Source organism: Bradyrhizobium sp. 142 (assembly GCF_023074015.1).
Classification (GTDB): domain Bacteria; phylum Pseudomonadota; class Alphaproteobacteria; order Rhizobiales; family Xanthobacteraceae; genus Bradyrhizobium.
Map to the genome: position 1 here is coordinate 57,020 of NZ_JADPKQ010000035.1, position 13,968 is coordinate 70,987.

Below are 13,968 nucleotides of genomic sequence, written 5' to 3' on the forward strand. Positions count from 1 at the left end.
AGTCAGCGTAGCGCGTCCGCTACTCCCATTCAATTTCTGAAAATGCTGCGGTTGCGTTGCGGGCGTTGTAGTCGTCGAACAGCTCCCAATGCGCCCGTTCCGAGCCGGCTGCCTTGTCCGCGACGGTCCGGATCGGCTCGCCCTTCCTATTGAGCGCGCGGACGTCGGACAGCAGCCTCGAAAGATAACGCCGTTCATCGGTCAACGCGGCAGGCCAGTCGGTCACGGGGCCGTGACCGGGGACAACGCGGACCGCCGGAACGGTCTCAAGCTCTTGGAGCAAGGCAAGCCAGCCGCGAATGCTGCCGTCCATGACCGGAATGTGGCGGAGAAAGACGAGGTCGCCTGCGAACAGGGTTTTGGTCGTCTCGTCGAGCACAGTGAGATCGTTGTCGCTGTGTGCAGCGGGCCAGGCCCGCAAGGTCAGGCGGCGCAATCCGAGATCGAGCGTCAGCGTATCCGTAACGAGCAGTGTGGGCGGCACGATCTTGACCGGGGAGATCAATTCGTCGCCCATGATCCGCCTGAAATTGTCGAGATAATATGGCCCGCGCGTCGTCAGCGCCTGCGGCAGCTTGCTGTGACCGACGAATCTCGTTCCCTCCGCGACAAAGGCCGCGTTGCCGAAGACATGGTCGGGATGGCCATGGGTGTTGATGACGTATCGGATCGGCTTTTTGGTACGGGCTCGCACCGCCGCGAGCAGCGCCTCGCCTTCACGGACGCTGCCGCCGGTATCGATCACGGCCACCGCATCCTCGCCGATGATGAAACCTACATTGGCGATGGTCCCCTCATTCTCGCGCGTCATCAGGGCAATGGCCCCAGAGTGTACGAATATTCCCGGCGCGACTTCGCTTACAGGCAATTCGGCCGGTTCGGCGCGTGCTAGCGTCGCGAGTCCCAGCAGGACCAAGGCTGCGATCATTGAAGCGATGTGGGACAATTTGCCGCCTCAGTTCAATGGGTTTGCCGCATTGCACTGCAGCAAAGTCAAACCAACACAAAGTTGGCGAAACATGGTGCGTCCGTGCGTTGCATGGATAGCATTCGAACAAAACGAGGAGGAAGCGCGATGATGGAGGCCGGACGACATCGTCGCTGGTTATTTTCGCTGTGTGTAATGGCGGCGTCTTGCGCGATCGGCGACGTTGCCGTCGCGCAAACGAGCGACAGTGGCGACCTCTCGTTCGAGCTGGTCGACCCGAAAGTGCTGCGCGTCTGTTCCGATCCGCGCAACCTGCCATTCTCGAACGAAAAGGGCGAAGGGTTCGAGAACAGGCTCGCCGAGCTGTTTGCGGACAAGCTGCAGAAGAAGCTCGACTACGTCTTCTTCCCGCAAGCCACCGGCTTCGTGAAGATGACGCTGGGCGCACATCGCTGCGACGTCATCATGGGTTATCCGCAAGGCGACGACCTCGTGCAGGGCACCAATCCCTATTATCGCACGTCGTACGCGCTGGTCGCCAAAGCGGGCAGCGGCCTCGAAGAGGTCGACACGCTCGAAGACGCGCGGCTGAAGGGTAAGCATGTCGGCATCGTCGCCGGTACGCCTCCGGCGACCAACATGGCGATCGCCGGCCTCATGGGCGACGCAAAGCCTTATCCCTTGATGATCGACACGCGCTATGACAATTCGGCGCAGGCGATGATCGACGATCTTGTCGCCGGCAAGATCGACGCCGGCGTGCTGTGGGGACCGATGGCCGGGTTTTATGCGAAGAAGGCCGGCTCGCTTCATGTCACATCGCTGGTGAAGGAGACCACCGGACCAAAACTGGTCTATCGCATCGGCATGGGCGTGCGCGCCGCCGACCAGAACTGGAAACGGCAGCTCAACAAGCTGATCCAGGAGAACCAGGGCGAGATCAACAAGATCCTGCTCGACTTCGGCGTGCCGCTGCTGGACGAGAGCGACCGGCCGCTCGGCGCGGAGACGGCCAAGAAGGCGCCATGACGTGGCGCCTTGCGGCCGTGCTCGTCGCCGCCGCGCTGGCGGCACCGGCGCTTGCGCAGCAGCAGGAGCCGTTCGAGCCCGACGGTTATCGCAGCGACAATTATCGCGCCCCGGTGCCGGCGACGCTCGCAGGCGCGCGCGTGCTGACCACAGCGGAAGCCGAAGCGATCTGGCGGACGAAGAGCGGGGCCTTCATCGATGTGATGCCGCGTCCGCCAAAGCCGAAGAACCTTCCTGAAGGCACCGTCTGGCGCGAGGCGCCGCGCAAGAATATTCCCGGCAGCATCTGGCTTCCGGACACCGGTTACGGCGCATTGCCGCCTGGCATGGTGGATTATCTTCGCGGCGGCTTGGCGCGAGCCGCGCGCGGCGACAAGGCCGCGCTGCTCGTGATCTATTGCCTGGCCGACTGCTGGATGTCCTGGAATGTCGCCAAGCGCGCGCTGGCCGACGGCTATTCCAACATCGCCTGGTATCCCGACGGCACCGACGGCTGGGAACACGCCAAGCTTCCGACCGAAGCGGCGCAGCCCGAGCCGCGGCCGGAGCAGTAGGCGCCTCGGATTGGAGTGAGCTGCGGCACCGCGCAAAGCTACACTCCCTCGCCCCGTTCTTACGGGGAGAGGGTTGGGGTGAGGGGCTGCTTCCACATTGATGGTGAGAATTGGACTCGCGAAGACTCCCTCACCCGGAATTCAAGCTGCGCTCGAATTCCGACCTCTCCCCGCAAGCGGGGCGAGGTGCAGACCCAACTACTGCTTCTGCAGCTTGGTCAGCGTCCCCGTGCCGTTGGTGTCGGTCGCAGCGTAATTGACCCTGTCACCGGCATGGACGGTATCGAGCATCGCGGCGTCCTTGGCCTTGTACTCCTGGAGCGCGCCAGCGCCGCCGGCGCTGCCGCCGACCGTTCCCTTCTGCGTCTGCTGGATCGAGATCGTGCCGTTCAGCCGGTCGATCTTGGTGACCATTCCGGTCATGTCGTCAGCGAAAGCGCTGGATGCGAGCATGCCAATGACCGCAGCGCCTGCGAAGATGAATTTGGTTGTTCCCATCGAGGCCTCCCGGCGTTCGAACATCAGGTCGACAAGACATTCTATATCGATTTGGTTCCGGGAGATAGCGAGGGCAAAACCATTTAACGATCGCTGCGATCCCATCGCGGAACTATTTTGTAAGCCGTCAGCGAGGTTGACGCTACTCCATCTCTTGCTGGATCACGCGGCCAAGCGCGAACAGGCGCTGGTCGATCGCGGTCGGAACCTCGCAGACGAAACGCACAACCTTGTGGCGGTCCTCGAAAATGCGGGTCTTCCAGATCAGATCGTTGTTGAGCGCCTCGACCTTGGCTTCGTCGCGCGGCGTCGCACTTTGAAGCGCCTGAAGCTGAACCGCCTCCTCGCGGATCTTGTCGGCGGCCTCGCGCTGCTTGCGGCTGACCCGTTCGAGGCCGCTCATCACCTGGGAGCGCTGGGCGTTAAGCGTATCGAACAAACCGGCGAACAGCAGCTTTGCATTCGCTGTCTTGTCGGCTGCGGAGCCCGCCAGGAATTCCTTGACCGACTTCTCGGCCTCGTCCAACGGCGTCTTCCGGGCCGACAATTTTGCGACCAGCGCGCTGACCTTCGCATCGTCCTTCCACTTGCTCTGGACGTCGTCGAGCGGCGGCCCGGCCCACACGGCGGCGAGCGAGATATCGGGAACCTTGGCTTGGGTGCAGGGCCAGTCGGGATAGCGCGGATCGGCCGCGCGCGCGGCGGTGCCCGCGATTGCGAGCGCCACGGCGGCCATGGTCACCATCCGGAACATCATCCTTCGCCTCCTGCGGGCCCGCGTCGCGTCAGCCCGCGCGAGGGATCATAGGCGAAAATCGCCCCGATCATGAAGACGATTGTGCAGGTCGCAACCACGGCCAGCGAGACCCAGTTGACCTGTCCATACAGCGCGAAGCGGATCAGTTCGACCGCGTGGGTGAACGGATTGGCTTGGCAGACATAGTAGAGATAGGGGCTGCCCTCCTGCACCCGCCACAGCGGGTAGAGCGCGGAGGAGGCGAAGAACATTGGGAAAATCACAAAATTCATCACGCCGGCAAAATTCTCGAGCTGCTTGATTCCGGAGGAGATCAGCATGCCGAGCGAGCCCAGCATCAATCCGGACAGGATCAGCGCCGGCAGCACCGTGACATAGCCGATCGGAGGAGGGGTGATATCCCAGAACCAGGCGATCAGGAGGAACGCATAGACCTGGAGCAGCGACACCGCGGTGCCCGCGAGCAGCTTGCAGAACAGCAGGAACCCGCGCGGCAGCGGGCTCACCAGCAGCGTGCGCATATTTCCCATCTCGCGGTCATAGACCATCGACAGCGAGGACTGCATGCCGTTGAAGAGCTGGATCATCGCCATCAGCCCGGGCGCGATAAAGACCTCATAGAGGATGTAGGTCTCGTAGGGCGGGATGATGGAGATGCCGAGCACCTGGCGGAAGCCGGCGGCGAAGATGAACAGCCACACCAGGGGGCGCACCAGCGCGGAGACGAAGCGCTCGCGCTGATGCAGGAAACGCAGTCCCTCGCGCCAGACGATGCCGGTGAGGCAGGTCATGTACTCGGCAAACGAGAATCCGCGCGGCGTGTCGTTGGCGGTGACGCTGCTCATGCGCCGCCTCCCGGCATTACTTGCGCGCCGGTCAGGCGCATGAAGGCGGTATTGACGTCCTGCGCGCCGGCATCCGCAATCACGCGGCTGACGGGGCCCTTTGCCAGCACCTTGCCCTGGTGCAGCACAACGAGATCGTCGCCGGGCGCGATCTCGTCGAACAGATGCGTCGCCCAGAGCACGCCGATGCCTTGCTCCGTCACCAATTGACGGACATGGCTGATGATGTCGGCGCGCGCCTTGACGTCGAGGCCCACGGTCGGCTCGTCCAGCAGCAACAGCCGCGGCCGGTGCAGCAGCGCGCGCGCGATTTCCAGCCGCCGCATCTGTCCGCCGGAGAGATCGCGTACCTTGCTGCCGGCGCGCTCGGCAAGGCCGATGCGATCGAGCAGTTCGGCGGCGCGCGCCGCGGCATCGCGGCGGCCGATGCCGTGGAGGGCCGCGTGATAGAGCAGGTTCTGCGTCAGCGACAGATCGAGATCGAGCGTACGCGGCTGGAACACGACGCCGAGCAGCCGCAGCGCCTCGCCGGGCGTGCTGCTGACGTCATGGCCGAAAATGCCGACATGGCCGGACTGGATGCCGAACAGCCGCGTGATGAGCGAAAACAGCGTGCTCTTGCCGGCGCCATTGAGGCCGAGCAGTGCAGTGAAGCTCGCCGGCGCAACGTTGAAGGAGACATCGCTCAGCGCCCGTCGCGGCCCATAGGCGTGGCTGACGCCGTCGATCGACAGCGCCGGCACCATGGCCGGATCGGGCGTTGACAAGGGCTGCCGTGTCTCGGCGATGGGGGCGGGACTGGTCATGGCGCGATCGTGATGCCCCAGGGCAACTCGCCCACCTGAATAGTCTTGATCACTTTTTGCGCGGCAACATCGATCACGGAGACATCGTTGGACACGCCGTTGGTGGTGAGCAGGTATTTTTCGTCCGGCGTGAACGCCATGTGCCAGACCCGCTGGCCGACCAGCAGATATTTCGTCACCTTGCGCGTCGCGGTGTCGACCACAGCGACGCGGTTGGCGGGTCCAAGCGCGATGAAGGCGGTCTTGTCGTCCTTGGTCATGCCGATGCCGACCGGCTGGATCGCCTCTTTCCGCAACCCGGGGATCTCGAACGTGACCTTGCCGGTCACCTCGTGCTTTTTGGGATCGATGATCGACACGGTGCCGCCGATCTCGGAGGACACCCACAATTCGGAGCTGTCGTGCCTGAATTCGGCAAAGCGCGGCCGCGCGTCGACCAGCACGTTGGCGACGATCTGGCGCGAGTCCGTATCGATGAAATGCGCCATGTTGGTGGTTTCCGAGGTGTTGATCAGCGTCTTGCCGTCGGGGCTGATGGTCATGCCCTCGGGCTCGACGCCGACCTGGATATCGCCGAGGCGGGCGCGCTTCTCCAGGTCGATCACGGTCACCGTATTGTCGTTCTCATTGGCGACGTAGAGGATCTTTCCGGCGGCATCCTGGGCGAATAGTTCAGGATCGGGACCGGAGGGCAGGCTGTCCACCACGCTCTGCGTCTTGGCGTCGATCACCTGGATGGTGTCGTCGTCGCCGACCGCCACCATCACAAACTTGCCGTCGCGGGTGAATTCGATGCCGCGCGGGCGCTGGCCGACCTTGACGGTCTTTGTCACGGTCCAGGTCTCGGTGTCGATGACCGAGACCGTGTTGCCCTTCTCGTTCGAGACATAGGCGATGAACGCATGCGCCGGCGCGGCCGCAAGTGCGAGGCCAGACAGCAATCCCACACGCCACATCCGCAACATCCGCGTTCTCACTTCAATTTGCATTTGCTCTCCGGGCGGTCATAGCCGAGCGTATCGAGTTCGGAGATTTGGTGGAGGAATCCTTCCTGCGGCGACACCGATACCACCATGCGGCCGTCGACCAGCAGGATCGGCTGGCGAAGCTGCAGGTTCCACTCGCGCAAGGTCAGCTTTGTGCCCTTGAAGGCTGCGACGGAAAAATCCGGCCCCTTGATGAAGTCGCTGACCTTCCTGACGTCGCCGGAATTGGTGCGCGAGGTCGCTTCGCCAACCATGCGCACCGCCGTCCATGCCTGCATGTCGAGCGCAGTCATCCGCCGCGAATTCAGCTTCATGAAGCGGTTCTGCATCTGGATCGCGCCCCATTGGTCCTGCGCCGCGTCCCAGCTGCGCGGCACGAGGCCAGCCGAGCCGGCGACCGGGCGCGGGTCCCAGGTGCGGTAGGGCAGATAGGCCGCGAACACCTCGCTCTCGTCGGCCGCCACCAGCACGTCATAAGCCGGCGCCTGCTGCGTGAACACCGGCATCTGCCGCTGGATCAGCGTCACGCCAGAGTCGGTGCGCCGCGCGCCGCCGGTGTCCTCGAAGTTGCGCTCCTGCACGACTTTGGCGCCGAACCGCGTCGCGGCGCGACGCAATGCGTCGGCAAACAGCTTGTCCTCGTCATGCGAGCCGACCACGAGCAGCCAGCGCTTCCACTGCTTCCACACCAGGTACTGGCCGAGCGCGTCCGCCAGCATCGCCCGCGTCGGCGCGGTGTGGATGACATTGGCGCGGCAATCGGCCTCGCGCAGCCGCTCGTCGATCGCGCCGGCGTTGAACAGCAGCGTGCCGCGCTCGCGCAAGGCATCGGCGACCTTCAGCAGCGCGTCGGCCGGAAGGTCAGCGATGATGAAGCCGTTGCGCGCGGCGAGGTCGGTCGCAGCCCGCACTGCATCCTCGCCTTCCTTGATCCGGCGTTCTTCCAGCGTAAAGCGCTGGTTGAGGAATTTTCCGGTGGTATTGTTGTCCTCGATCGCAAGGCGTGCGCCGGCGAGGCCGTCATTCTCGGCGGGCTGCTCGACCAGCGACAGCGTCGATCGGGTGCCGGCGAGGCCGAGATAGCCGACGCCGATCAGGGCTGGGTCCGCCGCGAGCACTTGCGTCGCCGCCAGACTGAAGCCGATCAGGACGCCCAACCATCGGATCATGCTTCCTCCGTAGGTCTCCCCGGCTTGACCGCCGGTGGAGAATTGTCTCAGCTAAAGCATGACCGATTTGGCCCGGCTTGCAACCCCGCATTTTGTCCGCGCGCGCGCTGGAATCACGATCGTGCGAGCGCTGATGACCATCGCAGCTTTGGTGGTGACGACATCAGTCGCATTTGCCGATCCGCCGAAGCTTGCGGTGTTCGATTTCGAGCTGATCGACACCAGCCTCCCCGGCGAGTTCTACGGCTCGAAGCCGGAGCTGGAGCGGCTCGATCGCATCAGCGAGCAGCTGCGCAAGGAGCTGGCAGGATCAGGCCGCTTCCAGCTGCTCGATATCGCGCCGATCAGGGATGCCGCCCGTCACAGCAATCTGCAGGCCTGCGGCAATTGCGATCTCACCTTTGCCGGGCAATTGGGCGCCGAGCTCGAGATCACCGGCATGGTGCAGAAGGTCTCGAACCTGATCATCAACCTCAACATCTACCTGCGCGACGTGAAGACCGGCAACATGATCGCCGTCGCCAGCGCCGACATGCGCGGCAACACCGACGAATCCTGGTCGCGCACGATGAGCTATCTGATCCGCAACCGGCTGCTCGCGCCGAATTACGGGCGGCGGGAGTAGGTGAGTTTCGCATCTATTGCCGCGTCGGCGGCGCATCCTCGCCCCTTGTGGGAGAGGGTGGATTCGAAGCATCGAAGCCGGGGTGAGGGGGTGTCTCCGCGAGTCAAACTTTCGCTTATGCGCGCGGAGACAACCCCTCATCCGGCGCTTCGCGCCACCTTCTCCCACAAGGGAGAAAGTGGACTCCATACAGCTCCACACAACTCCGCTAACCGACTGTGATTGCTGATTTTATCTCTCCTGCGCTACAGTGGGCTCCATGCTCCTGCACCCCCATCGTGGGGACATTTTGAGGGACACCATGGCCCGCCGGACACGATCTGCATGTCTGGAAAACCGCACTGCACGCTTGAAGCTCGCGACGAGAAAGAAGCCTTACACGGCGCTGATCGCGCCCGGCATCTTCCTCGCTTATCGCCGTAACGCGAGCGTTGCACATGGTCGGTGAAGTGCGGCGGCTGGCTCAGGCGGTTCGGCCTTGCCGACGACCACGAAGATGCCAACGGCGAAAGCGTCATGACCTACTGGGAGGCGCTCGACCATGCCAAGAGTTTGGCGCGTGCCGGCGAAGGCAACAGCGAGCAGCCCGTCAGTGTCGCCGAGACCATCAATGCCTATGAAGCCGATCTCGAAGCGCGCGGTGGGCGCAAATACAACGCCACGCAGCTCCGCCTGCACCTGACCGATGCCTTGAAGAGCAAGGCGGTCGCACTGCTGACCGAGCGAGAGCTGCGCGACTGGCGCGCCGGCCTGGTCAAGGCCGGCCTGAAACCCTCATCCGCCGATCGCATCGGGCGTTCGCTGAAGGCCGCGCTGGCGCTGGCTTCCAGGAGCGACAAGCGGATCACCAATGCTGCCGCATGGAAGAACGGTCTGAAGAAACTGCTCGACGTTGAGGTCGCTCGCAACGTGATCTTGCCCGATCAAACCGTCGCCGCTCTGGTCAGCGGATCATACGATGAAGATCGTGACTTCGGCTTGCTGATCGACGTTCTGGCTGAGACCGGCGCTCGCGAAAGTCAGGTGTTCAAGCTGACGCCGGCCGATTTGCAGGATCATCTGACCGCGCCGCGCTTGATGATGCCGACCAGCCGCAAGGGCAAGAACCGCAAGATCGAATATCGGCCGTTGCCGATCTCGCCGCGACTGGCGAAGGCGCTGCGTAAGCAGGCTGCCGGCCGGGCGGCGCATGCTCTGCTGTTCGAGAAGATGTGGAACTTGGCAACGACGTTCCGTCCGGTCGTCGAGCATCTCGGGCTTGGGCCCAGACGTGACGCCCTATGCACTGCGGCACAGCTCCATCGTCCGACAACTTCTGAAGGCGTGCCGACCCGCGTGGTCGCCGCGCATCATGACACGTCGGTTGCGATGATCGAGAAGAACTACAGCCGCTATATCATCGGCGACCCGAGTGACGCTCTGACGCGCGCAACGTTGCTCGATTTTGAGAAACCGCTCAGCTTGATACAAGCGGCCTAGGCTTCACTCGATCGTGAGCGCCAGCAGCGCAACGGGCTGGCGCCGATCCTCGTTAGCTCGCGCCTATAGCTTTTCGACCCTGCGCCGGTCATTCCGACGCATCCCCGAAGTGCTCTTATCACGCATGGGCTCAGCCCGGCGATCACCCCGACCATAACCGGACGGAGGCATGCGCCCGTGCTCGGAAGTGTTAGCCGTAACGCGGAAACAGACCTCTTTACCCAGCTCACGCAGGAGACATGGGAAGCCATCCAGGCAGTACGCCGCAAATGGCCCCACGAGATCGACTGGTCAGAAATTCGCCGTGCAATAAAGGAAGCTGGCCGAGAGTTTTCGGAAGTCGAGACCCTGAGAGAGCAAAGGAGGCGATCTGTAGAGTACAAAGCGGCTCTCGAAACTGCACAGCGAACCCTCGGCAGTTTGAGGGTAAAGCTACTGCAACTGGAGAGCTTGTCGCCCTCGGGGAAGGACTTGGATGGATTACCTGATCCCGATCTCAAATTGCACGAGGCGCGTCTCGCCGAGCTGCGCGCGCAATATGAAAATGGTCCACACCCTTCGGCGGCAGAAATAACCGAAATCGCGAGAGGCTGGACAACAGGCTGCTGTCCATCTGGGAGGAGCAACTTCACGGGCGGCTCGGGTCCTCAATGAACAAGTTTGACGAACCGATCGGTCCATTGATCCGGTTCCTGAAGCTGACGCTCACGGCCATAACAGGATCGTCGCCTGGTCCGCACGGCACTAGAAGCCTAATCCGCAAAGCAAAGAAACGGCGTCGGCGCGGCTCTTCCAAAAAACGGAAGCCAGTGGCGCGCCCATTGCGTCGCCAGGGTCAGAAGAACTGACGGTCCAAAACCCCCCGTCACGTCTCCTCCATCAAGCTCTACCGTCCTCGATGCTGACACTGGAGGACAGTAGAAATGGCAGTCAAACCGAGCACCGCATCCGAGCGCGCGGCCTTCACCATCAAGGAGTTTTGTGAGGCCCATCGCTTTTCAGAAGCGATGTATTTCAAGCTCTGCAAAGTCGGTCTCGGCCCGCGCGTGATGCGTGCCGGCCGCCGCGTGACGATCAGCATGGAGGCGGCCACCGATTGGCGTCGCGCGCGCGAGCATGCGTCCCAGGCGACCGAAAACGCGGCGGCCTAGCCATAGAAAAGCGGCCCGCCACAGGCCGCCTCCCCATCATCCTCTCACGGATTTTTTGGAATGTACCTCACTGATACCAGCGCGCCCGCGTGCGCGCAAGCCAGCAGCACGAACCCGAAGGCCGTCGGCCCGATTGAGTTCCTGAAGGCACTGTTCGCCAACACCACCGGGCCTGCCTACATCTGCTCGTTCACCAATGAGCGCGTGGAGGGCGCCGAGCGCCACATCATCGGTCGCAATTTCGCGCACGTCCAAGGCTTCATGGAGAAGTGGGACATCAACGGGCGCGGCGTCTCGACCCAGCGCGAGGGCACGCAGAAGCGCAACAAAGAGAATTGCGAGGAGACCAACGCCGGCCACACCGACATCGACTTCAAAGGTGTCGACGGGATCGGCGCCGATCCGCGTGCGGAGGTCTTGAAGCAGATCAAGCGGCTGAAGTATCAGCCGAGTGCGATCGTGTTCTCCGGCAACGGTCTCCACGTCTATTATTTCTTCAGGGAGCCGGTCGACACCCAGGAGAACAAGGAGCGCCTGGAGGCGTTCTATCGCCAGCTCGCCGATGTCATGGCCGGCGATCTCGCGGTGTGCGAGGTCTCGCGCGTGATGCGACTGCCCGGCTTGCGCAACAGCAAGAACGGCGACGTGGTCCCGGTCGAGATCATCGAGCTGCATCCCGATCGCCGCTATGATCTCGAAGAGCTGGAGGAGTGGCTGAGCGAGCAGTCGCCGGTCATGCTGCGCGTCAAACGCGAGATCGGCAAGACGGTCAGCGAGATCGATCCGTTCGCAGAGTACGCCAAGTCCATCGGCCACAAGCCGCCGATTGATGTTGAGCAGCGCCTGGCGCAGATGATTTACATGGGGTCTGGCGAAAGTTCGATCCATCAAACGCAAATCCAATGCGCCGCCGCGATGCTGTCGCGCGGCATGGCGGTTGATGAAGTTGTGCCGATCATCTTGGAGGCAACGCGCGTTGCGGCTGGCGTGTATGGCTCGCGATGGAACTGGCGCATCGAAGAGCGCAACATTCGTCGCGACTCCGAAGGCTGGATCAAGAAGCATCCGCCCGAAATCAAAAAAGCCGACCGGCCGACGCTGGAGACTATCGAAGGCGGCAAAGTCGAGCAACAGCAACAGACGGTCGCCAGCGGCGGCGCACCGTCCAACATTGTGAAGCTGACCGACATCATTAAGAACAAAAAGGATGTGCCAGCGGTATGGATGCGCTCGCTGATCCACTCTGGTTTCGAAGCATTGAATGAGCCGAAGAAAACATCGGCGCTCAACAACACCTGGAAATTGCTGACCGAGGATCCTGCTCTGTTCAAGCGCAAGGTCGAATGGGCCGACGCCAAGGTCATCGTGTGCGCCAATGGCGTGCTCGACATCGACACGCGCCAATTCACCCCGCACGGCCCGCATTGATTTGCACGCCGCAAGATCACGACTGCATACGATCCGACCTCGGCCGTTGCAGAATTTCCCACTAAGACAGGAGTTCCATAAGTGACCGCGAAATCATCGAGAGCGCCAGCGCGAGGAGCGTGCAACTCGCCTGACGACGGTGCAGGTGGCTTGGCCGAATTAAGAGTGGTCAAACTTCGGGGTAAACTGGTTGGGGGCGTCGTCCCCGATGAGGTGACGGAGAGAAACGCCGTTCGCGTTTCAATTCGCCTAATCGAGCCGCTTAGCTGCAACAGGCCGAGCAACGTGTCACGGTATGTCGCCATGTTGCGAGCGGGTGAACGCGCGCCACCGATTTTGGTAATCCGGCAGTCGATACCGCTACCGAATATTCGACGGAGCGCATCGGTTTCGCGCAGCCAAGCGCGCTAGCCGAAAAACCATCACGGGGCAGATTATTGCTTTCGAATGACCAACGCGCGCACGGTCCAACACATGAGCACAGCTCGACGATGCCAGCACCCCCGGCCCGCGGTGGCCGTTCTGATGGCCAACACGCTTCGACCGGCGACAGGGCGCCAAGAGAAAGTTCGGCCATCCGTACAAGCGCGGGGGCCCTCTGCCGCCCCGGGCGCCATGCGGGTGGCGCTTCGCCGTGGCGTGGAACCAGAGTTAGGGAGGCATAGGGCCGCCAAAAGGGAGAAATGAACGAAATGCAGATGTTTTCGATCAATCGGTTGGCCGAGATGTTCCAGCGCTACAGAAGCACCGTTGTTCGGGCGCTGAGGGGCATCCCGCGCGATGGCGGCAGTTCTGACCGGCCGCAATACACGGTCGCGACGGCAAGTCGCGCGCTCGAAGAGCACTTCGCGGCCAAGTCGGGCCGTGACGCCGATCAACCACGATTTGCAGCAGAAGCTCGACGTGCTGGACCTTCAATATATGGCCGTGCAGACCGCGCCGACGCTGGCAGAGCGGAGAAAACGCGCGCCGGCATTCTTCCGGCTTGTCGCGCAAGTGGAGGCCGCGATGTATGCCGATGCCAAGCGGAACGGCGAGGACCCGTTCGTCGCGGCTCTGCGCGTGAATGAGCATTCACGGCTGAACGTGCTCACCCTGCGCAATGTGCTCAGCTGGAACAGCGATGAGACATGGGCCGAGTTCATGAAGGCGGACCCGCGCACCCGTGATGACGACGAGGCGGCGTGATGCTCGACCGTGACAAGCTGATCGCGCTGCATCTTGAAGCACTCGCGGAGCTGGGCTGGGTGCCCCCCGCGATGGAAGACGTAATCGACCAAATCCTACGCGGCGAGCTGCTGCCGCTGGGGCTTGCAGGCGACGTTTTCGAGTGCTCCGACGAGAAGCTCCGCAAGCTGTGCGAGCTGACCGTTGGAACGAAGCGCCCGCTGGGCCCACCCCAAAAAGAATTCCGAGGTTCTGCAATGCAATGCTGGTTTCGGCCTTACGCATTCATCGCCCGACCCGCTCCTGTGCGTTGACGCTCGGTGCTATTTAAAGCCGGGGAACTCGGCCACTCGCCAACATTGGCGCTTGCTTTCACGCGCCCGGAACGGAAAGCCCCTACTTTTGTTCAATCGTCCAGAGTGCAACTAAGGAGAAGGGCTATGACTACTAACAGACTTATGATCCTGGGCGCGGTGCTCACCTTCAGCACCACCTCTGTATATGCCGGTCCCTGCAACACGGCGAGCCGCGATGCAGGATCAGGGA

The 13,968-nt window shown here is 62.6% G+C and carries 16 protein-coding genes; 9 read left to right on the plus strand and 7 right to left on the minus strand.

The window, feature by feature from the left end:
• Positions 1-19: 19 nt before the first annotated feature.
• Positions 20-946: a quinoprotein relay system zinc metallohydrolase 2 gene (locus IVA82_RS03305; protein ID WP_247382754.1), complete on the minus strand. Its 927-nt coding sequence runs from the start codon at positions 944-946 to the stop codon at positions 20-22.
• 129 nt (positions 947-1,075) lie between these two features.
• Here IVA82_RS03305 and IVA82_RS03310 point away from each other — a divergent pair, with 129 nt between their 5' ends.
• Complete coding sequence (locus IVA82_RS03310; protein ID WP_247382755.1) at positions 1,076-1,957, plus strand: substrate-binding domain-containing protein; 882 nt, start codon at positions 1,076-1,078, stop codon at positions 1,955-1,957.
• The gene (locus tag IVA82_RS03315) at positions 1,954-2,511 is read left to right on the plus strand and encodes a PQQ-dependent catabolism-associated CXXCW motif protein (RefSeq protein WP_247382756.1); all 558 of its coding nucleotides are present in this window, start codon (positions 1,954-1,956) and stop codon (positions 2,509-2,511) included. The genes IVA82_RS03310 and IVA82_RS03315 overlap by 4 nt, the downstream gene beginning before the upstream one ends.
• Positions 2,512-2,709: 198 nt before the next feature.
• Here IVA82_RS03315 and IVA82_RS03320 read toward each other — a convergent pair whose 3' ends face one another.
• The 6 genes from IVA82_RS03320 to IVA82_RS03345 form a co-directional block, all read right to left on the minus strand.
• Positions 2,710-3,009 (minus strand): copper-binding protein, encoded by a 300-nt coding sequence (locus IVA82_RS03320; protein ID WP_148738572.1) that lies wholly within the window; start codon positions 3,007-3,009, stop codon positions 2,710-2,712.
• Positions 3,010-3,151: 142 nt separating this feature from the next.
• The gene (locus IVA82_RS03325) at positions 3,152-3,766 is read right to left on the minus strand and encodes a hypothetical protein (RefSeq protein ID WP_247382757.1); all 615 of its coding nucleotides are present in this window, start codon (positions 3,764-3,766) and stop codon (positions 3,152-3,154) included.
• Positions 3,763-4,611 carry an ABC transporter permease gene (locus IVA82_RS03330; protein WP_247382758.1) on the minus strand — a complete coding sequence of 283 codons (849 nt, stop codon included), beginning with the start codon at positions 4,609-4,611 and terminating at the stop codon, positions 3,763-3,765. Before IVA82_RS03330 ends, IVA82_RS03325 begins: the two co-directional genes overlap by 4 nt.
• Positions 4,608-5,417 carry an ABC transporter ATP-binding protein gene (locus IVA82_RS03335; protein ID WP_247382759.1) on the minus strand — a complete coding sequence of 270 codons (810 nt, stop codon included), beginning with the start codon at positions 5,415-5,417 and terminating at the stop codon, positions 4,608-4,610. Before IVA82_RS03335 ends, IVA82_RS03330 begins: the two co-directional genes overlap by 4 nt.
• On the minus strand, positions 5,414-6,382 hold the full coding sequence (locus IVA82_RS03340; protein ID WP_247382771.1) for a YVTN family beta-propeller repeat protein: 969 nt from the start codon (positions 6,380-6,382) through the stop codon (positions 5,414-5,416). The genes IVA82_RS03335 and IVA82_RS03340 overlap by 4 nt, the downstream gene beginning before the upstream one ends.
• 8 nt (positions 6,383-6,390) lie before the next feature.
• Positions 6,391-7,572, minus strand: a complete 1,182-nt coding sequence (locus tag IVA82_RS03345; protein ID WP_247382760.1) for an ABC transporter substrate-binding protein — start codon at positions 7,570-7,572, stop codon at positions 6,391-6,393.
• Positions 7,573-7,630: 58 nt separating this feature from the next.
• Between IVA82_RS03345 and IVA82_RS03350 the strand changes: the two genes are divergently transcribed.
• From IVA82_RS03350 to IVA82_RS03380, 7 genes are all read left to right on the plus strand, one after another.
• Entirely contained in the window at positions 7,631-8,197 is a 567-nt protein-coding gene (locus IVA82_RS03350; protein ID WP_247382761.1) for a DUF3280 domain-containing protein, read from the plus strand.
• A gap of 444 nt (positions 8,198-8,641) precedes the next feature.
• Positions 8,642-9,676 carry a site-specific integrase gene (locus IVA82_RS03355; RefSeq protein ID WP_247382762.1) on the plus strand — a complete coding sequence of 345 codons (1,035 nt, stop codon included), beginning with the start codon at positions 8,642-8,644 and terminating at the stop codon, positions 9,674-9,676.
• Positions 9,677-9,853: 177 nt separating this feature from the next.
• Complete coding sequence (locus IVA82_RS03360) at positions 9,854-10,330, plus strand: hypothetical protein (RefSeq protein WP_247493160.1); 477 nt, start codon at positions 9,854-9,856, stop codon at positions 10,328-10,330.
• Between the two features lie 269 nt (positions 10,331-10,599).
• On the plus strand, positions 10,600-10,827 hold the full coding sequence (locus tag IVA82_RS03365) for a hypothetical protein (RefSeq protein WP_247382764.1): 228 nt from the start codon (positions 10,600-10,602) through the stop codon (positions 10,825-10,827).
• A 60-nt stretch (positions 10,828-10,887) separates the two neighbouring features.
• Positions 10,888-12,255, plus strand: a complete 1,368-nt coding sequence (locus IVA82_RS03370) for a hypothetical protein (protein ID WP_247382765.1) — start codon at positions 10,888-10,890, stop codon at positions 12,253-12,255.
• Positions 12,256-13,119: 864 nt separating this feature from the next.
• A complete protein-coding gene (locus IVA82_RS03375; protein ID WP_247382766.1) occupies positions 13,120-13,443 on the plus strand; it encodes a hypothetical protein in 324 nt (107 codons plus the stop codon).
• A complete protein-coding gene (locus IVA82_RS03380) occupies positions 13,443-13,736 on the plus strand; it encodes a hypothetical protein (protein WP_247382767.1) in 294 nt (97 codons plus the stop codon). The genes IVA82_RS03375 and IVA82_RS03380 overlap by 1 nt, the downstream gene beginning before the upstream one ends.
• Positions 13,737-13,968: the final 232 nt, after the last annotated feature.

Bases quoted from the DNA above. Each gene is read 5' to 3' on its own strand.
- IVA82_RS03330 (WP_247382758.1), bottom strand. From the start codon at position 4,611: ATGAGCAGCGTCACCGCCAACGACACGCCGCGCGGATTCTCGTTTGCC.
- IVA82_RS03380 (WP_247382767.1), top strand. From the start codon at position 13,443: ATGCTCGACCGTGACAAGCTGATCGCGCTGCATCTTGAAGCACTCGCG.
- IVA82_RS03345 (WP_247382760.1), bottom strand. From the start codon at position 7,572: ATGATCCGATGGTTGGGCGTCCTGATCGGCTTCAGTCTGGCGGCGACG.
- IVA82_RS03340 (WP_247382771.1), bottom strand. From the start codon at position 6,382: ATGTTGCGGATGTGGCGTGTGGGATTGCTGTCTGGCCTCGCACTTGCG.
- IVA82_RS03365 (WP_247382764.1), top strand. From the start codon at position 10,600: ATGGCAGTCAAACCGAGCACCGCATCCGAGCGCGCGGCCTTCACCATC.
- IVA82_RS03320 (WP_148738572.1), bottom strand. From the start codon at position 3,009: ATGGGAACAACCAAATTCATCTTCGCAGGCGCTGCGGTCATTGGCATG.
- IVA82_RS03350 (WP_247382761.1), top strand. From the start codon at position 7,631: ATGACCGATTTGGCCCGGCTTGCAACCCCGCATTTTGTCCGCGCGCGC.
- IVA82_RS03315 (WP_247382756.1), top strand. From the start codon at position 1,954: ATGACGTGGCGCCTTGCGGCCGTGCTCGTCGCCGCCGCGCTGGCGGCA.
- IVA82_RS03325 (WP_247382757.1), bottom strand. From the start codon at position 3,766: ATGATGTTCCGGATGGTGACCATGGCCGCCGTGGCGCTCGCAATCGCG.
- IVA82_RS03310 (WP_247382755.1), top strand. From the start codon at position 1,076: ATGATGGAGGCCGGACGACATCGTCGCTGGTTATTTTCGCTGTGTGTA.
- IVA82_RS03370 (WP_247382765.1), top strand. From the start codon at position 10,888: ATGTACCTCACTGATACCAGCGCGCCCGCGTGCGCGCAAGCCAGCAGC.
- IVA82_RS03335 (WP_247382759.1), bottom strand. From the start codon at position 5,417: ATGACCAGTCCCGCCCCCATCGCCGAGACACGGCAGCCCTTGTCAACG.